The sequence below is a fragment of the Stygiolobus azoricus genome (genome assembly GCF_009729035.1).
Taxonomy (GTDB): Archaea; Thermoproteota; Thermoprotei_A; order Sulfolobales; family Sulfolobaceae; genus Stygiolobus; species Stygiolobus azoricus.
Genome location: NZ_CP045483.1, coordinates 578,512 through 595,340, shown reverse-complemented (window position 1 = coordinate 595,340; position 16,829 = coordinate 578,512). Strand labels below are relative to the sequence as shown.

23 protein-coding genes and 1 pseudogene are annotated in these 16,829 nt (G+C 38.1%); 15 read left to right on the top strand and 9 right to left on the bottom strand.

Translation table 11 applies throughout. The annotated features are described in order from the left end of the window. The first annotated feature begins 6 nt into the window (after window positions 1-6). Genes D1868_RS03590 through D1868_RS03555 form a run of 8 tightly spaced genes read left to right on the top strand, consistent with a single transcriptional unit; the run spans window position 7 to window position 5,586 of the window. Entirely contained in the window at window positions 7-1,002 is a 996-nt protein-coding gene (locus D1868_RS03590; protein ID WP_231112458.1) for a precorrin-8X methylmutase, read from the top strand. Next, window positions 999-1,760 (top strand): precorrin-3B C(17)-methyltransferase, encoded by a 762-nt coding sequence (locus D1868_RS03585; RefSeq protein WP_156005637.1) that lies wholly within the window; start codon window positions 999-1,001, stop codon window positions 1,758-1,760. The genes D1868_RS03590 and D1868_RS03585 overlap by 4 nt, the downstream gene beginning before the upstream one ends. Then, window positions 1,720-2,787, top strand: a complete 1,068-nt coding sequence (gene cbiD / locus D1868_RS03580; protein ID WP_196770271.1) for a cobalt-precorrin-5B (C(1))-methyltransferase CbiD — start codon at window positions 1,720-1,722, stop codon at window positions 2,785-2,787. The genes D1868_RS03585 and cbiD overlap by 41 nt, the downstream gene beginning before the upstream one ends. Beyond that, the gene (cbiT, locus tag D1868_RS03575; protein ID WP_156005635.1) at window positions 2,784-3,365 is read left to right on the top strand and encodes a precorrin-6Y C5,15-methyltransferase (decarboxylating) subunit CbiT; all 582 of its coding nucleotides are present in this window, start codon (window positions 2,784-2,786) and stop codon (window positions 3,363-3,365) included. Before cbiD ends, cbiT begins: the two co-directional genes overlap by 4 nt. Continuing rightward, entirely contained in the window at window positions 3,362-4,042 is a 681-nt protein-coding gene (locus D1868_RS03570; protein WP_156005633.1) for a cobalt-factor II C(20)-methyltransferase, read from the top strand. Before cbiT ends, D1868_RS03570 begins: the two co-directional genes overlap by 4 nt. Beyond that, window positions 4,035-4,817: a precorrin-4 C(11)-methyltransferase gene (gene cobM, locus D1868_RS03565; protein ID WP_196770297.1), complete on the top strand. Its 783-nt coding sequence runs from the start codon at window positions 4,035-4,037 to the stop codon at window positions 4,815-4,817. Before D1868_RS03570 ends, cobM begins: the two co-directional genes overlap by 8 nt. Window positions 4,818-4,855: 38 nt before the next feature. Beyond that, window positions 4,856-5,068: a hypothetical protein gene (locus tag D1868_RS03560; RefSeq protein WP_156005628.1), complete on the top strand. Its 213-nt coding sequence runs from the start codon at window positions 4,856-4,858 to the stop codon at window positions 5,066-5,068. Window positions 5,069-5,109: 41 nt separating this feature from the next. Continuing rightward, window positions 5,110-5,586 (top strand): hypothetical protein, encoded by a 477-nt coding sequence (locus D1868_RS03555; RefSeq protein WP_156005625.1) that lies wholly within the window; start codon window positions 5,110-5,112, stop codon window positions 5,584-5,586. 376 nt (window positions 5,587-5,962) lie between these two features. Here the strand turns inward: D1868_RS03555 and D1868_RS03550 are convergent, their stop codons facing one another. Next, window positions 5,963-6,322, bottom strand: a complete 360-nt coding sequence (locus D1868_RS03550) for a DUF1059 domain-containing protein (protein ID WP_156005622.1) — start codon at window positions 6,320-6,322, stop codon at window positions 5,963-5,965. Between the two features lie 116 nt (window positions 6,323-6,438). Here D1868_RS03550 and D1868_RS03545 point away from each other — a divergent pair, with 116 nt between their 5' ends. From D1868_RS03545 to D1868_RS03520, 6 genes are all read left to right on the top strand, one after another. After that, window positions 6,439-6,756, top strand: coding sequence for a DUF1059 domain-containing protein (locus D1868_RS03545; protein WP_156005619.1), 318 nt, complete (start codon window positions 6,439-6,441; stop codon window positions 6,754-6,756). After that, window positions 6,713-7,462, top strand: coding sequence for an SDR family oxidoreductase (locus D1868_RS03540; protein WP_156005616.1), 750 nt, complete (start codon window positions 6,713-6,715; stop codon window positions 7,460-7,462). Before D1868_RS03545 ends, D1868_RS03540 begins: the two co-directional genes overlap by 44 nt. A gap of 33 nt (window positions 7,463-7,495) precedes the next feature. Beyond that, complete coding sequence (gene tsaA, locus D1868_RS03535) at window positions 7,496-7,906, top strand: tRNA (N6-threonylcarbamoyladenosine(37)-N6)-methyltransferase TrmO (protein ID WP_156005614.1); 411 nt, start codon at window positions 7,496-7,498, stop codon at window positions 7,904-7,906. Between the two features lie 114 nt (window positions 7,907-8,020). Further along, on the top strand, window positions 8,021-8,626 hold the full coding sequence (locus tag D1868_RS03530; RefSeq protein WP_156005611.1) for a hypothetical protein: 606 nt from the start codon (window positions 8,021-8,023) through the stop codon (window positions 8,624-8,626). A 49-nt stretch (window positions 8,627-8,675) separates the two neighbouring features. Then, a complete protein-coding gene (locus D1868_RS03525; protein ID WP_156005609.1) occupies window positions 8,676-10,127 on the top strand; it encodes a protein kinase domain-containing protein in 1,452 nt (483 codons plus the stop codon). A 105-nt stretch (window positions 10,128-10,232) separates the two neighbouring features. Next, complete coding sequence (locus D1868_RS03520; protein WP_156005607.1) at window positions 10,233-11,486, top strand: MFS transporter; 1,254 nt, start codon at window positions 10,233-10,235, stop codon at window positions 11,484-11,486. Between the two features lies 1 nt (window position 11,487). On the opposite strand, the gene D1868_RS03515 is transcribed toward D1868_RS03520, so the two are convergent. Together D1868_RS03515 and D1868_RS03510 are read right to left on the bottom strand one after the other, a co-directional pair. Beyond that, window positions 11,488-12,279: an SMP-30/gluconolactonase/LRE family protein gene (locus D1868_RS03515; protein ID WP_156007941.1), complete on the bottom strand. Its 792-nt coding sequence runs from the start codon at window positions 12,277-12,279 to the stop codon at window positions 11,488-11,490. A gap of 10 nt (window positions 12,280-12,289) precedes the next feature. After that, window positions 12,290-12,595, bottom strand: a complete 306-nt coding sequence (locus D1868_RS03510; RefSeq protein ID WP_231112457.1) for a hypothetical protein — start codon at window positions 12,593-12,595, stop codon at window positions 12,290-12,292. Window positions 12,596-12,645: 50 nt separating this feature from the next. On the opposite strand from D1868_RS03510, the gene D1868_RS11300 reads away from it, so the two are divergent. Beyond that, a complete protein-coding gene (locus D1868_RS11300) occupies window positions 12,646-12,801 on the top strand; it encodes a DUF2299 family protein (protein WP_156007940.1) in 156 nt (51 codons plus the stop codon). Here the strand turns inward: D1868_RS11300 and D1868_RS03500 are convergent. The 6 genes and pseudogenes from D1868_RS03500 to D1868_RS03475 form a co-directional block, all read right to left on the bottom strand. Continuing rightward, on the bottom strand, window positions 12,769-13,914 hold the full coding sequence (locus D1868_RS03500; protein ID WP_156005600.1) for an MFS transporter: 1,146 nt from the start codon (window positions 13,912-13,914) through the stop codon (window positions 12,769-12,771). The genes D1868_RS11300 and D1868_RS03500 overlap by 33 nt on opposite strands. Before the next feature lie 39 nt (window positions 13,915-13,953). Further along, window positions 13,954-14,679, bottom strand: coding sequence for a creatininase family protein (locus tag D1868_RS03495; RefSeq protein ID WP_156005597.1), 726 nt, complete (start codon window positions 14,677-14,679; stop codon window positions 13,954-13,956). A gap of 118 nt (window positions 14,680-14,797) precedes the next feature. After that, entirely contained in the window at window positions 14,798-15,097 is a 300-nt protein-coding gene (locus D1868_RS03490; protein WP_231112455.1) for a glycosyltransferase, read from the bottom strand. 60 nt (window positions 15,098-15,157) lie between these two features. Next, window positions 15,158-15,363 (bottom strand): annotated as a pseudogene (locus D1868_RS03485) (hypothetical protein); the annotation flags it as partial. A gap of 94 nt (window positions 15,364-15,457) precedes the next feature. Beyond that, entirely contained in the window at window positions 15,458-15,598 is a 141-nt protein-coding gene (locus D1868_RS03480) for a hypothetical protein (RefSeq protein WP_156005587.1), read from the bottom strand. A gap of 26 nt (window positions 15,599-15,624) precedes the next feature. After that, window positions 15,625-16,824, bottom strand: coding sequence for an ABC transporter permease (locus tag D1868_RS03475; RefSeq protein WP_156005584.1), 1,200 nt, complete (start codon window positions 16,822-16,824; stop codon window positions 15,625-15,627). Between the last annotated feature and the right edge of the window lie 5 nt (window positions 16,825-16,829).

The window sequence follows — 16,829 nt, the reverse complement described above, 5'->3', positions numbered from 1 at the left end:
TGTATTGTGAAAAAATCTGCAATCATTATGATAACTCACGGTTCAAGGAGACACGCTTTCGTAGAAGATATGCAGAAACTAGCTACATACCTCGAAGAAAAACTTGAAGTCCCAGTTTTTTTATCACATAATGAATATACGGAGCCCAATTGGAGAAACCTTCTCCTAGACCTTACTGAGAAGGGATTCGACCACTTTGTATTTGCTTTAGCCTTTTTAGGGAGGGGTAACCACGTAGCAAAAGACATAATGGGAGAGATAGGGGCTTCTGAGTTTTATCAGTGGACAATGACCAAATACAAGGACAAAGAGATAAACGTATATTTTACACGCCCTCTAGCTGATTCCGAACTTGTAAAGCTCGCCCTATTTTACCGGGTTAAGAACGCGTTTGATACTGACGAAAGGCAAGAGTATATTGAGGATCCAGAGGAAATAGAGGAGAGGACTATGAGTATAATTAGGGAAAAGGTTAAGGAGGATCTCGGGGTAGACGGGGAAGAGCTGGAAATTATAAGTAGGGCTGTATATGCTAGTGGAAACTTAGAGATATCAAAACAAGTATACATATCTCCTGAAGCTATAAACAGCGGTATAGAAGCTTTGAAGGCTCAACTTCCCATACTAACAGATGTTAAAATGGTAATGGCTGGGATAAGATGGAAAAAGGTTGAGAACTACTTAGATTCTTCCGGTGAGCTAGCAAAGAAATTAGGTATAACTAGGACAGCTGCGAGTATTAGGATGGGATTGACTTCACCAAAAATAGTAGTTATAGGGAACGCACCTACCGCATTAGTGGAGACACTTAGAGTACAGAAGGAGAAGTCGTTAGAAATACCTCTGATAGTAGCCTCTCCCCCTGGTTTCACTAACGCAGTTGAATCTAAGGAGGAGCTGATAAAAAGCGGTATACCAGCCATAGTTATTAAAGGCACTTACGGTGGTAGTAGTATAGCCGTGGCAATAGTAAACGAGTTAATAAGGGTGGCTATGAAATGAAAGGGAAACTGTTCATAGTAGGTACGGGTCCCGGTGCACCTCCTATAAGGACGTTCAGGATGGTAGAAGCAATTAAGCAGAGTGACGTGATAGTAGCCTATACTACTTATGCTAAATTAATAGGAGACCTCGTAGACGGGAAAGAAGTAATAACGGCTAGAATGAAAGAGGAATTATATAGAGCTAAGGTCGCGATTCAGAAGGTTCAAGAAGGCAAGGTCGTTTCTCTGATCTCCAGCGGAGACCCCCAAGTATACGGTATGGCGAGTCCAGCATTGGAGATGATGTGTAAGAACAATTTAGATTTGGACTTCGAAATAGTACCAGGCGTTACCGCGGCTCTAGCTGCGGCAGCCAAGTTGGGTTCACCATTAGCCATGGACTTTGCTTCCATAAGCTTGAGCGACTTACTCGTACCAGCGGAAGAGATACTTCACAGAGTGAAGAAAGCGGCTGAGGGAGATTTCGTTATAGTTCTCTATAACCCTATAAACAAGCCCTTACTGGAAAGGGCTATGGCTATCATATCTGAATATAGAAAGCCCGAGACACCGGTAGGGATTGTTAAGAGTGCTTATAGAGAAGACGAGCAGGTGATAATTACAAACCTTTCCGATTGGAAGAGGCATGAGGGAATAATAAACATGATAACTACGATGATAGTCGGGAATTCAAGGACTTATACGTGTAACGGTAAAATGATCACGCCCAGAGGGTATGATAGGAGGTATAACTTTGAGCTTAATAACGACTCTTAAAAGATTCGGAATAACGACCGGAGGGGCGGCTGCGGCTGCCTCTAAAGCTTCAGTCATCTATTTGATTAGGGGAGAGAATCCAAAGAGTGTAACGATCCCAACTCCTATCGGACTTAGAATAGAGGTGCCCGTTGATAAATACGAAAGGAGGGACGACAAGTATTGTGCAACTGTTAGGAAGTTTGCAGGAGATAATCCTGATGTTTTAGACGGGTTGGAGATTGTATCTTGCTCTAAAAGGAGTTCATCATTTACGATCAAGGGAGGAGAAGGAATAGGCGTAATAACTAGACCTGGCTTGAGGGGTGAGGTAGGGAGTAAGTCTATAAGTCCCACTGCGATGGAGATGATCAAGGCTTCAGTCAAAGAGGTTACGGATGAAAACGTTGAAGTAGAGATATCAGTTCCCAATGGAAGGACGATCGCTAGAAATACTATGAATCCGTCAATCGGTATAGTAGACGGTATATCAATACTTGGGACTACCGGTATAGAATACCCTGTAAGTGACGAGGACTATATGGATCACCTTAGGACGGAAATTTGCGTCATAAAGCATTCGGGGAGTAAAAGTCTCGTTGTGGCTCCCGGAAACGTTAGTTTTGAAATAGGTAAAAGAATGTTCGGAGATATAGTGGTAAAAATAGGTGATAGAGTGGGCGATACTATTAAGCTCGCCGAAGAAATGGGATTCGAGAAGGTGACGTTGATCAGTTTACCCGGAAAGCTAGTGAAGGTCGCCGCTGGAATTATGAACACCCATAATAAATATGGTGATGCAAGGGTTGAAACCATAACTTACGCTTCAGTCCTCGCGGGTATAGAAGTGGAGAAAATACGTAAAGTAGCGAACTCGTTGACAGTGTCAGAAGCCCTTACTTACCTAGATAAGGAAGAGAGAGTGAAAGTTATGAAAGTAGTCGCGGAGCGGGCGTTAAAGAGGCTTAAATCCATTACTAAAATGAGTGTTGAAGTAATAGCCTTATCAGAGGAAGGAGAAGTTCTTGCTAGGGTGAATGAACCGTGAGAGTACCCGGTATTCCGGACGAGGAGTTCATAAGGGAAGAGAAGATACCAATGACGAAAGAAGAGATCAGAGTTTTAGCCCTATCAAAGGCGAGGCTCTTTACCGGAGCTAGATTCTTAGACGTAGGAAGCGGTACTGGTAGTGTGACAGTTGAGGCTGGGTTGATAGTAGGGGATGAAGGTAGAGTTTACGCCATAGAAAAGGACGATTTAGCTTATAACCTTACTCTGAAAAACCTCCAAAAGTTTAACGTAAAGAACGTGGTAGTTATAAAAGGAGAAGCTCCGGACGCTATAAGTGAAATTAACGAGCAACTGGACTCCGTGTTTATCGGTGGGGGTTCGGAGAGGATAAGGGAAATAATAAACGCTATAGACCCAAAACTGAAGAAAGGAGGTAGAATAGTTGCCGACGCTATACTATTAGAGACTGCGGTTAATGCGACTAATGCGTTATTAGAGCTAGGGTACAAAACCGAGATTATAGAGATCATTGTGGCGAAAGGTATGAAGACAAGTAAAGGGTATGCAATGATATCTAGGAATCCCGTTTTCATTATTTATGGTGAGAAGGCTTGACTAAAGAGTTATTTGTTATAGGTCTGGGTCCAGGGGACCCCGAGTTAGTAACGATAAAGGCAAGTAAGATTCTCTCCTTATCTAAAGTAGTTTTTGTCCCTTACTCAACTACCACTAACAGAAGTCTGGCATTAAGCGTCATTTCTCCTTATATCTCCCAAACGGCGAAAGTGGTTCCTCTTGGTTTCCCTATGGGTAAAGAAGTAGATGAGGGCTCTTTACGAAAGATAGGGGAGGATATCTGTAATAACGTTGAGGACGGGGTTAACTCGTTTGTAACTTTAGGTGATCCATCTCTCTACAGTACTTACTACAGAGTTTCCAAATTTATTAACTGTATAGATAGAATCGACCTAATTCCCGGGGTCTCGTCGATAGCAGCTTGTGCAAATAAGGGTAAGTTACCTATAGCATTAGGGAACGAAGGTATTGCAATTATTCCAGCGGATAGGCTAGACCTTATATCACAAGCTAACGGCAAGTTCGATACTATAATAGTATTAAAGGCTAATGTTAATCTTCGGGACATAACGGCATTACTAGAGTCCCAATATAAGCTTATTTATGCTCGTAGGTGTTATTTAGAAGGAGAGAAAATAATTCCTTGGGATCCCTCGATTTCAGATAAGGATTATTTTTCTATGATAATAGGGGTGAAAAAACGTGAAAATGGGTAAAGTAGTGTTTATAGGAGCGGGACCTGGAGACCCGGAGTTACTAACTGTAAAAGCTAAGAACAGGTTGGAAGAAGCAGACGTAGTTTTATACGCCGGTTCCCTAGTCAATCCAGAAGTGTTAAAGTGGGCAAGGAAAGATGCGGAAATAGTTAACACTGCTTCACTAACACTAGAGGAAATAACTGATATAATGATAAAGAGGGCTAAGGAAGGTAAGCTCGTAGCAAGGCTGAAGTCAGGTGACTTCTCCATATATGGGGCTTTGATCGAAGAGATATGGGCGTTAGAAGATGCTGGAGTCCCTTATGAACTAGTACCTGGGATAACTGCAGCAATTGGGGCAGCAAGTGTTTTGGGAATTGAACTGACCTTACCAAAAATATCTCAGACTGTTATTATAACTAGAGCTTCTGGAGCAGTTCCCATGGAAGGTTCTATAAAGGACTATGCCCCTCACTTGATGAAAGGGGCTTCTATGGCTATATATACTGGAGTCCAACTTATAGACAAAGTTGTTAGAGAACTGAAAGAGGGAGGAGTACCAGACGATATGCCCGTTGTTGTAGTTTATAAGGCTACATGGCCAGACCAGAAAATTATACGCGGAACTGTAGGGGACATAGCTCAGAAGGTTAAGGCCGAGAAGATAACAAAAGATAGTATGATATTAGTAGGAAAGATAGCAGACCCCTCTCGTTATAAAGATCAAATCAGGTCGAGCGTATATGACCCTTCTCACGCTCACTCTTTCAGACCTAAGAAAAAGGAACATTAGGAAGAATTTTATATAGAATGATTAAGTCAAAATACCTTATGATTAGCGAATTAAGGAACAAGGTACTTTTTCCAGCTATTGAAGGTATAGGTTTTATATTAATTTATCTAGGCTTTAAGACCACTGGTGTTGAGTCCGTAGTCCTTGGTGTAATTGGGTTATTGGTCGTAGTCGTTTCAGCAGGATATTTTACGAGGTGTAAGCAAACAACCAATCAGACTTCCAATTCACAACAGCAGAGCCCAAATTAATAAAACGTAAAATTTATTTCTTGAAAATTTATAATTAGTCTATGCCTAAGGAGTTAACTCCGCTTGAAAAATTACAATTACTAGTACCGGGGTATAGGGGTTACAAAGCTAAGGATCTAATAAGACAAGACGATTTCTTAGTTAGACAAGCTACGATAATGAAGTTGGAAACTGCGATAAATAATCTGGCCAATACTGAGTCTCAAATAGTAAGAAGTCAACCTTTTTCACCTTTACTCAAAAATATTGAGGATACAATATCCGAAATTAGAACTTTAATAGGAATATTAAACTCAACTCAAGGAGGAGGAGCTGATATTTACGCTAGATATAAAATCTATACGGAACAATTAGATGAAATATACAAAAACGATCTGCAAATGGTAAGTATAGCCGATCAGATTTTAAGCCTATCAAATTTTCCAGACCAAATATCCCAAATAAGAACACTCTTAGCTAATCTAAAAACTGTTCTCTTAAACAGAGCTAAACTGTTCTTTCCTCCAGAATTAAGGTAAAAAGGTTAGAGAAGGAGTATCATAATTTCTTTTCGTGCTCTAATTCTAAACTAATAATTCTTTCTATATTATCTTCTCAGATAATTCACATAGGAGTGCTTAACCCGTCATTATCATTTTTGTTCTCTTACTCTTTTTCTATATTTGGAGAAGTATCTTCTGACCAATAACAATGTAATAATATCAAAGATATAACCTTGTAGGAAGGATAACCAATGTTAATCGTGAAATAGACTGTGTGTAATAGAGAGCTGAACCGTCATAATGTGTAGCAAGATAATTCGTATCATTTATGATTGATTTAATTCTACACAATAATCAAACCTTTTATAGTTTCTGTGATAAAAAGGCAAAATTAGTGAAGGAGGTAAAAAAATTACATGACTTTTATTTTGGACTTTATCGCATTTAGAGTATCTTGTGGAATAGTTGTCATGTTATGGCTGAGTTTGGCGTGAATTGCTAGTTCGTTCAGTAGTTCTTCTTCACTATCCGCGTTAATTATCTCAAAACCGCATTTCATTCCTACATCGGCACAACTAAAACTATACTTTCCACCCTTCTTTATATTTCTCTTTATCTTTTCTAATACATCCGGAGGTATAGAGTTCAGATTATGTGACATTTTTGCGTGGATTTTCAGTTCTTCTAGTAACTCTTCCTCTGTAGAGGCTCCTCTTATTTCGTATCCGCAACTCATCCCTATGTCTTCACATCTGAAATTGTATTTCATAATTGTCAGAACGTGCTTAGTAGTATTAAACTGATGTTAGAATTTTTTACTTTTATAACGGATTAAATGTTAAAAATTTTCTAATAAACTAAGATATACTTCTTTATTGACGTATTTTTATGCTATTCGGAAAAAAGAAGTACAACTTTAGCTGTGCCGATATAGGAATGAATTGTGGGTATGAAATAAGAGGAGCCTCAAGCGAGGAGGAGATTATAGAGATCTTGAAAATACACGCCCAAAAAGCTCATGGCCTAAAACAGATCAATCAAGACTTAGCTGAAAAAATTAAGAAATATATAAAGAAAAAAAGTGAAAAATATTCTCCTATTTTTTATATTGTAATTGATCACTCTTTTTTATATCCTTACTTTATTCTATTTGCGATAAGTTATGAAATATGCACTTGTAACTGGAGGATCAAGAGGTATAGGTAGAGCTATAGCAGAAACTTTGAATAGAGAAGGATATAAGACTATCATATTTTATAACTCTTCTGTGGAGAAAGCTAAGGAACTAGAAAAAGAAGGGATTATAACTCTAAAATGTGACGTAGGAAAAAGAGAAGAAGTAAGAAGAGCTAAGCAGCAAGTTGAGGAGATAACAGATAAATTGCATGTATTAGTGAATAACGCCGGTCTATGGTATTTAATGCCCTTTGAAAATTTTGACGAAGAAAAATACGACAAAATGTTGAGAGTTAACCTCAACGGAGTAATATACACGACTTACGAGTTCCTACCTTTACTTAAAAACGCAGGTAATGCCTCTATAGTAAACATTGCATCTAACGCAGGAATAGGGACTGCGGCAGAAGGCACTACATTCTATGCAATTACTAAAGCGGGGGTAATAATACTGACCAGAAGGTTGGCTTTCGAATTAGGCAAATACGGAATCAGAGTAAATGCAGTAGCACCTGGGTGGATCGAGACTGACATGACAATAGGAGGAAAAAGTGAGGAAGAAGTTGAAAAATTAAGGGAATTCTTCAGAAATAAAACGGTTTTACATACTACAGGAAAACCTGAGGACGTTGCACACGTGGTTTCATTTTTAGTGTCGGAAAAAGCTAGGTATATTACTGGGCAGGTAATAGTAGTTGATGGCGGAAGAATAGACAACTTGACCCATTCAGTTTAATACTTTATAAACTATAGACGGAAAAACTATCATGTGAAATGCTGTTTTGATTATATAGGGTATATAAAAAGGGATGACAATTCAGCCTCTCGTGACGCTCAAGTAAGAGTTATTATTGATAAGAAATATCAAGAAGGTTTAAAAGGTATCGAGGAATTTTCCCATATAATTTTAATTTACCACCTACACTTAGCCTCTTTCGACGGCAGACTAAAAAGAGTTAGGGGTTCAAGAGAGGTAGGAGTTTTCGCTACTAGGTCTCAATTTAGGCCAAACCCTATTGGTATCTCAGTTGCTGAACTCATAAGGATAGAAGAGAACGTGTTAACGGTCAAAGGTGTAAACGCGTATGACGGAACTCCAGTATTAGATATTAAACCTTATGATACTTGGGATAGGATAGAAAATCCAAGGGTTCCTTCTTGGCATAATGGAGGAAAATGAATTTTGTTTATCTGTACACGACTGAAAGAAGTATTATTAATTTATATTAGATTTAGGGAAAGCATTAAGTTTTAAATAGAAAGATTAATAATTAATGGTAAAGAGGTATTATTTGTGATAATATTTTTAAACGGTGACGGTAATGAGTATATATCGTCATATAAGGATAGGTTCGCTTCTTTACCAGTTGATATTATAATTTATGCTCCGAAAATTAAGCTTACAGACTTTGAAAGAATTCTTGCAGAGGTCGTAATAGGTGAGGAATTGAGAATCCCTATGACTCTGAAAGATCTTTATAAGTTATTCGTCTTCGAAAATAAAGTTAGAAGTTCAAAATTAGCAATTAGATACAAGGAAGACCTGAATTCTGTTTATGTAGAAGAGGATAACTCGAGTTTGTTAAGTAGGCTGTTAAGGAAGAATAAGGAGTATTATTTATCTAATACTGCGTTCTTCTATTCTAAGAGTAAGATAATTATACATCGCAAAGATAAAACAATAATTATATTGTCTCTCGACGGTATTAAGCACTTAGACAAAATAAAAGAAAGAATAGAAGAACTCTTAGATAGGATATCGGCATCAAAACTATATATCTACGTCGATAAGTTTGATACCTTAAATAGCGTTATTCCTACGATTATAAACTCCGCTAATGAGAAGGAAAATGACGATCTACGTATATATGTTAAGAACGGAAATGTTAAATTAATCTAAACCTCTTTTGATAACTTATTTTACTCTTTGAGTATTTACATCAATAAGTATGGCCAAATATTGCAAAAGGTGTAGAGTAACCCTTCCGGATAACTATAACACTTGTCCCCATTGTAATAGTCCTCTTGTTCCGATACCGGACTTCTTAGCCCCCTTTATAAACCTTTACAAGATACCCCTTAGGATAAAGTTGTTAGATGGGATAATAGACGATTATACTTGGGGATTTACAATATACCTCACGTTATATGTCAATCGACCATTAACAATAACTGGAGTACAATCCCTTGTTAATAATATCGTTACTACTGATTTTAGTCCAAATATGCTTAACATAGGCATAAATAAAGTATCAATTAGTTTTAGATTCCCACTACCTAAAACGAATGTCTTACCTTTAAGATTATATTTCTCCACCGGGGAGTATGCTGACTTACAGATTGGAGTTGTAACTAGTTCACCTGCTTCTTCGCAAAGCTCAGCACCACCGAAAGTACAACCATATATCAAGCTTCCTCCTTTAGAGAAATGGGATCCAAAACTTTGGGTCGGTAAATCGTTAGGCGTTTATAATGTCCTTTCGATAATAGGTGAGGGTGGAACGAGTTATATACTAAAAGGTATCTACGATAACGTTCCTTACGCTATCAAAGTCCTTAAATTGAATTCCAATACTAGGGGTACCACTATAGTAAAAGGTTATTATTACGATTTACAAGTAGAAGCTTCGAACTTAATTGCCCTTTCCAACAGCCAATATACGGTAAAGATCTATGCCATTAACGTAGATCAAAACTCAATTAAAGAAATTCTGAAGGGTAATACTGAATTATATCTCAGGGATCCCCCTAGGCTAATAATGGAGTTTATGGAAGGAGGGACGGTAATGGATCTCTTTAACAATCCTAATGTAAGATACTCAAGTAAATGGAGGAAAATCGTGTATTCGATTATAGCTGAAAGCGCTTTAGCACTTGACCATATTCACAGACAAGGTTATGTTCATTTAGATTTCAAACCTCAGAACATATTTTTAGCAAAACCGGTAGGTAAGACCGGAGAAGAAGTGTACTCTAGGATCAAGGGAATGATTAAGATAGGGGACTTAGGTAGCTCAACGAGAACAGGAGGTAACATAAAACAGCTTACAGCAGAATATGCTCCGCCAGATCAATTGCAAAATGCAATCCTCGGTAAAGGTGCTGAGACTTCTATGGATATTTTCGCTCTCGGGATTGTTTCGTACGTTTTACTCACTGGTAGAAATGATAGGCCTGATATTTTATCTCTAAACGAGGGAGTAGACTATTACCTTAAGGGCGATGTTGGAAAAGCGTTGGAAAAAGTAAAGGAAGCAAAAAATGCATTGTGTAAGTGGGTTATCTCAATACCTTTGATCGAAAAAGAGATCTTCCACGAGATAGCCAGTATGCTTTCCTGTGAACCCAATACCAGACCAAAGGCTAATGAAGTTTACTCTACATTTTCTAAGTTTGCTTAATTTTCAGGCAGAAGTTTAACCTTCAATTCTCTAAGGTATTAACGGTTTAACTACATTTAACATTTCAACAAATTTTTTAAATATTAGTAAGGTCATTTAAGCAGAATGATAAAGTACAAGGACACAAGATGGATGTGGCTAGTACTGCCGTTTAACGCATCTACCGGACCCTTGTCTACACTCATTACTCTTCAAATTCTAACTTTAGGTGGTAATGCACTTGACGTATCTTTTGCTATATCCTTGAGTAATGCAGTCTTAATACCATCTTCGCTTTTCTGGGGATTTATGGCTGATAGAATGGATAGAAAGAAACAGATCCTTATAAGCATGGGCGGAACTTCAGTATCTTTACTTCTTATGCCACTTGTTAATTCAATACCTCTGTTAGCAGCTGATTACTCTCTAGTTACGTTCATGAGTACAGCCTCTACTACTCCCTTTAACTTACTTGTGATGGAATCAGCTGAGAAAAAGCAGTGGGGTCAACTGTTTTCAAAGTTCTCTTTCTTGTCCTCTCTAGGTATGCTAATAGGCTTGTTAATCTCAACTGTCCTTGTACTTTTTCTCAAGATCTATCAAATAGAGGAAATTTTGGGGTTAATCGCTTTAATCACTCTTGTTACGGGATTAAAGCTAATTCCAAAACCAGTTATAACGTTTGAGAGGGTAGCAATTTTACATCATAAGGAATCCTTCATGATAAGAATGAGACATTTGCCTATGATGTTCCTTCATTTACCCAACCCTCATTCCTTTAAGATGTTCTCTTTAAAGAGATTGAGGATAAAACCTACAAATTATATTCCACTCCTTTATCTTGGTATTGTAATCTTCTACATTAGTAGTGGAATTTTTAATACTGTGTATCCAGCAGGCCTTTATGTAAAAGGCTTAGATAAATCTAGTGTATTAACTGTGATCACAATTGGAATGATCTTCCAGATTTTAGGATTTAAAATTTCAGAAAGATTGTTAGTAAGAGCTGAAGAGAAGAAAATAGCTCATCTCTCGCTACTTCTTAGAGGAGTATCTTACGTAGTAATGGGAATAGTAACAGAACTGTTTTTCGGCCTTCCAGTTTTCGTTTCAGGGTTGATATTTTATCCTTTAGCAGCTGGGATTGCATACTCATTATTTTATTCGTCATCCAGCACTCTCGTGTTTAAAATCGTAGGAGAAAGGAGCCAAGGCAGTGGGTTAGGAGTATATAGTACCATAGTAGGGGTATCTCTTTTCGTCGGTTCAATACTCTCAGGATACCTTACTCATTATCTAAGCTACGGTATAGACTTCGTTATAGCTGGAATACTATTAGTCTTAAACTCCTTTCTATTTAGGTATCTTGAGGAAGGTTAGCTCAAAATTCGCACTCAAAACTTTCAACTCCTTTTATATCAGTTTCCACAGCATATACATAACCGCCTTCAGGGTCGTCATTTGCTGTAGTTATGAATAGAGTTCTCATATTGTTCCCCCCGAACGTAACAGAGGTAGTGTGAGATGCAGGGACTTTGATCTCACCTACTATTTCACCTTTAGGACTCACTCTAATTACTTTTCCTCCTCCGTATATTGCTACCCATAGATATCCTTCTGAATCGATCGTCATCCCGTCTGGGACTCCTTGAAACCTCGTTAGATCGACTAGAATCTTTCTATCCCTTATTTCTCCAGTAGAAAGGTTAAAGGCAAACTCAAACACTTTCTTAGTAGGCGAGTCTATATAATACATCTTAGTGTTGTCTAAATTCCACGCTAATCCGTTAGAGACAGTAATCCCTTCAAGAACCTTTCTAAATCTCAATCCCTTGTCCAACACGAACAGTGCACCGGTAGGATATTTTTCCTCGAGGTTCATAGTACCTACCCAATATCTTCCCATGGCATCACACTTACCATCGTTAAACCTGTTTCTGTTATCCCACTCCTTTACTTCATAAATTGTTCTTACGCCCTCTTCACTCACGTGGTAAAAACTCTTATCCGCTGTGACAACCAGTCCTCCCTTCTTGTAAGGCTGAAGGGAGCTGACGTAAGTTCCTACTTTAATCCACGTGTGCTTATCTCCCCTTAATGTATGGACTTCTCCTTTGAGTATGTCTACGAAATACAGAGTGTTTTTGAACCATACTGGTCCCTCGTATAGCATTCCTTTTTTGTTAACTATTTTCTTTAACAAATAATTCACCTCTTTCTTCTACATTACCTTGAAAATCTTCAAAATATACTTTCCCCTCCTTTGTTATGACTAAATAACCTACCTTTTCCCCGCACTTGTACGGGAAAGCTAAAATAGCATTCTGTGTCCTAACATTCTCTACTGCGAAGACCGGTGATAATGTATCATCTAACTCAAGTGCTAGGCATTCTCTTGCTAGAGGTTGTATCTCGTTTAGCACCTCGTTCAGTAGTTTATCGTATTCCAAAGCAAGTTCTCTCATTCTCTCCAAGTCTTCTAATCTCATGTGGATATTTAATAAACTCTGCCTATTATTTATCATCTCTTTAATAAAGTATAGAGTTTTTCTTTAATCCCACCTGTGCTGAAATACCAAAGTCGGTTCAAATAGCCAAAATAGTGTTCATGGAGGGGCTAACTAAGAACGAAATGTTAAATGTAGTTGAGTTGGTAAAAAATTCAGCGTATTTGACTCTGAGCTGGTTTGAATGATCTTAATGAGAGAAAGAAGAGTAGGGCTGAAATAAATCCTAGTGAGCTAATCAACCCCCACAAAATGACGGGAGAGTAAAGAAAGAACGTCATTAAGTAACTGGTGAGAGAAGAGCCCAGAACTCTGCCTAAGGAAGTAAATATACCGAAAACCCCTATTTGTTTTCCCCTCTGTCTCCTCTCAGTTAATGATGTTGCTACAGCTTGAACCAGAGGGGAGACTATGATTTCAGCTAATGTTATGAATATTATGTCTACCACAGCCTCTACGTAGTCTGTTATAAAAGCTACCAAGAAGTACGAAACCCCGTAAATAACACATCCTAAAGGCAAGTATTTTTTGACGTCTGTTATCAATTTCCCTACATAGTCCTGAAGCATTACTATCATTAAGCCGTTTACCATGAAGAGCAAACTCACCTGAATTACTGAGAAATGAGGAATTGTTGTATAATAGGTAATTAAACCAAAGCCAAGTTGGCTCATTAGCATGAATATTAATGCAGTAGGGATAAGAAACGTTAATAGTGTTCTTGAGACTTTAAATGACACTTCAACACCACCTTTAAAATCTGGTAGCATCCTCACGAAATATAAGGGGACTAAAGCTATAATTGAAGCAATGAAAAGGAGTTTATTAAAGCCAAGGACTTGAAAAATATAACCACCGATGAGGGGTCCGACAGCCCAACCGGCGTTGATCCCAACCCTCTGCCTGCTGAAAGCTCTGATCAAACTGTCGAGTTTATTTTCAAAAATATCACCGACGATTGACGTAGAAGAGACGAAGTATATATCGTTGAAAAAAGTTTGTACTAGAATTAGCGATGAGACTAAAATTGGGAGAGATATTTGAGATGCTAGAAGAAGCGAAATTGAGGAGAGCACTATCGCTATTGTCATACTTTTCCTTCTTCCCAAACTGTCTGTAAGAATCCCGCCGATATAGTAAGCTATTAAATTTATGATACCTTGTAAGAGATAGAAAATCGAGACAAATGCGAGTGGTAATTTGTAAACTGAATAGAGCGCATACCCTATAAAAGGCCAGACTAACGAACCGCCTAAGGCTCTGAACGCTCCTATAAGAGCTATCTTATTAATATCGTTCAAACTCTGTCATTTTAAGATTGACTTTCTCTCCTTTTGAATTTAAGCATTGTTATTACAATTCTTTACTTGCTCAAGGACTTTTCGTACTAAGTCTGAGAGATCTTTAACAGCACTCTCTAACGACATTTTTCCTTTTTCTTCATCAACCTCCACCCTGCCACCAACATTAATAATCCCGTATTTGTTTGCCTCGCTGGTTGGTATTGTCTTAAATACTCCATCTTTTATAGTAAAATCGTCTACCTCCTTTAGCTTGTCCTCTCTTACCAGTCGCCTATTAATTGCGTATATTCTGGAAGTCTCTACGGAGCCAGCGTGCATGTCTATTATGTTAGGAAAGAGGTCTCTATCTCTTCCTACTATAGAGAATATGTGGAGTTTAAAACATTTATCATTACTCATATTAACTTCTCTTCTGATTATGTCTAATGCGGACTCATTTCCTCCGTGACCATTAATGATTATAAGAGAGGAAATTCCAGCGTTTTTTGAACTATTAACGATATCTAGTAAGAAGTTTATCATGTTTATATAACCCACTGAGATGAAGGGGAACCCGTAATGTTCTTTAGAACAACCGTAGTAGATGGTAGGATAGAGAATTAGTTGATCTCTAAATCTCTCCTCAACTTTTTGGGCTATCCATTCAACTATAATTCCATCTGTTCCTATTGGTAAATGGGGTCCATGTTGTTCTATGCTTCCTAAAGGCATTAGGCCAATCTTACCCTTAATTTCATCTTTAGTGATTTCAATTAGTTTCATTTGATCACCTGATAAAACTCTGTGTGTTTAATAATATAATTTGTTTATGTGACGATACTATTTGCTGAACAGTAAATTTTTCCTTAATTATCACGTTAATTATTATCTAATCTTTAATTTATCTTTGAAGGACTTTACTGGAGAACGCGTAAACTGTATTCCAACTATACTTCTTAGCACATTCAATCGCGATCTGCTTGAATTCTTTATAATTACCCAGTAATTCAACTGCGGCTTCAAACAGTGCTTCTTTATCTCCAGACCTCACTACTTTAACAGCTTTGCAATCTCCATAATAGTGTTTTATTGCTGGGATGTCGTACACAACTACCGGTAAGCCGTTTGCGAGTACTTCGGCAACTACTATTCCAAAGGAATCCACGTAAGAGGGATATATCATTATCTTTGAGGATTTCATCAGAGAATAAAGGTAAATTTTGTCCCCTATCTTTCCGAAGTATTTGATATCCGTTTGTCCTTACACTTTCATTTCAATCATTTCACTCATGATCAAGTGTAGGGACTTAGCTCTCAACCACCTATCAGGTGGGTCATGGGTCTCCTTCGAGCCAAAAGGCATGTGGCTCACATCTCCGTTTACGGGGCTTAGAACATTGCTCCCATCACCCCGTAGGCGTAGATTCAACACAGCAACAACATCCCTAACCACTTCTCTAACCCTTGGGGGATTGACCTCATCGGATTTGCAGCTTACTTAGTTTTTCATCATTCTCTTCAAGAAATTAGTCAATAAATGAATATAAAAAGACTTCTATTGTTATGAAAAAGGATTCAGCCCGTAGGTAAGATAGTCTTTTATGTTGAACCTGTTATTTGTAGGGCCTATTAACGCGAAAGAAGAATAACCTAGTTTCTTTAGTTCCTTTATTACACGTATTGTATCTGGTGTTTCTTTCATCATACCTTGTCTTGCAACGTTTATTACTATACTTCGTACCTTAGTGCTTTTGCTGGTTCTATTTTTGACGCTCTGTAAGCAGGGATGAGCCCAGCGAAAGTGGAAATGAGGACTATAAATAGGAAAAGGGTCAAGGCTTGGGTAACGGTAAATATTGGTTGGGCGTGTAAGCTCTTGAAGAGAGGTGAACTGAGAAGGAAGTCGAGAAAACCGTAAGAACTGAAGTATCCTCCTATTATTCCTATTCCACCTCCTATTATTCCCATTATTGTTGCCTCTGATAGGAACATTAGCATTACTTGCCTCCTTTCAAATCCCAAGGACATTAAAAGTCCTATTTCCCTAGTCCTCTCAACAACAGAAGTAATCATAGTAGTTAGTACGCTTATGAAAGCTACTATAAAAGACGCAGAACTGACTATAAGTAGTAGTAGGTTGAAGGACGCTACTTGTTGATTTATAAAGGATACTACATCTTGTGCGGAGTTTACACTTACGTAAGAGCCCAAATACTGACGGATCTCAGACACAACTTTACTTACATCTTGTAATGAGGAAGCTAAAACTATAGCTCCTGAATATTTTGTCCCATATATCTCTTCACCTATTGAATAAGACATAATTAGTGCTTTGTTAATACTAATAGTCCCCAGATTAACGTCGAAATCGCTAAGCCCTCCCGTCACCAATAAAGTCTCCGTTTTCTGATCCCCGTTAGGTAATACTATGCTCACAGATATCTCCTGACCTACATGTAGAGATGGTTGGTTAGGAGAAGGAGGATTCTGAAGATCGTAACCTATAGCGACTTGATTATAACTTTGAGCTGAAGGGGCCGTCCCACTTTTAATGCTAATTCCTGGCAAGACTTTTTGCAAGTCATAGATGTTAACCGACAAAATTGTAGTACTGATCTCTCCTTTGGAAGTATAGATCGTTACGGGTATCGTGTAAAATGGGACTACGTAAGCGACTCCATTTAAGTGGGAGATTTGTGTGATCGTATAAGATGATAGGTAACCGTTGAGGGGGGTGACAAATATTACCTCAGGAGAGACATCTCTTAGGATAAGGTTTATAGCTGACTGGCTCAACCCTTGAACAGACGCCGTTATAGTTGTAATGATGAGAGGACCAACTACTATTCCCAAAATAGTCAGGATAGCTCTAGTTTTTCTCTCGAAAAGAGCTCTATAAGCAAACCTGACTATATCTGAACTTTTCATAACCT

Coding starts and splice junctions, on each gene's coding strand:
- D1868_RS03585 (WP_156005637.1), top strand. CDS start 999: ATGAAAGGGAAACTGTTCATAGTAGGTACGGGTCCCGGTGCACCTCCT.
- cbiD (WP_196770271.1), top strand. CDS start 1,720: ATGATAGGAGGTATAACTTTGAGCTTAATAACGACTCTTAAAAGATTC.
- cobM (WP_196770297.1), top strand. CDS start 4,035: ATGGGTAAAGTAGTGTTTATAGGAGCGGGACCTGGAGACCCGGAGTTA.
- D1868_RS03560 (WP_156005628.1), top strand. CDS start 4,856: ATGATTAGCGAATTAAGGAACAAGGTACTTTTTCCAGCTATTGAAGGT.
- D1868_RS03555 (WP_156005625.1), top strand. CDS start 5,110: ATGCCTAAGGAGTTAACTCCGCTTGAAAAATTACAATTACTAGTACCG.
- D1868_RS03545 (WP_156005619.1), top strand. CDS start 6,439: ATGCTATTCGGAAAAAAGAAGTACAACTTTAGCTGTGCCGATATAGGA.
- D1868_RS03540 (WP_156005616.1), top strand. CDS start 6,713: ATGAAATATGCACTTGTAACTGGAGGATCAAGAGGTATAGGTAGAGCT.
- D1868_RS03525 (WP_156005609.1), top strand. CDS start 8,676: ATGGCCAAATATTGCAAAAGGTGTAGAGTAACCCTTCCGGATAACTAT.
- D1868_RS03520 (WP_156005607.1), top strand. CDS start 10,233: ATGATAAAGTACAAGGACACAAGATGGATGTGGCTAGTACTGCCGTTT.
- D1868_RS03515 (WP_156007941.1), bottom strand. CDS start 12,279: ATGCTATACGAGGGACCAGTATGGTTCAAAAACACTCTGTATTTCGTA.
- D1868_RS03510 (WP_231112457.1), bottom strand. CDS start 12,595: ATGAGATTAGAAGACTTGGAGAGAATGAGAGAACTTGCTTTGGAATAC.
- D1868_RS03495 (WP_156005597.1), bottom strand. CDS start 14,679: ATGAAACTAATTGAAATCACTAAAGATGAAATTAAGGGTAAGATTGGC.
- D1868_RS03490 (WP_231112455.1), bottom strand. CDS start 15,097: ATGAAATCCTCAAAGATAATGATATATCCCTCTTACGTGGATTCCTTT.
- D1868_RS03480 (WP_156005587.1), bottom strand. CDS start 15,598: ATGAAAGAAACACCAGATACAATACGTGTAATAAAGGAACTAAAGAAA.
- D1868_RS03475 (WP_156005584.1), bottom strand. CDS start 16,824: ATGAAAAGTTCAGATATAGTCAGGTTTGCTTATAGAGCTCTTTTCGAG.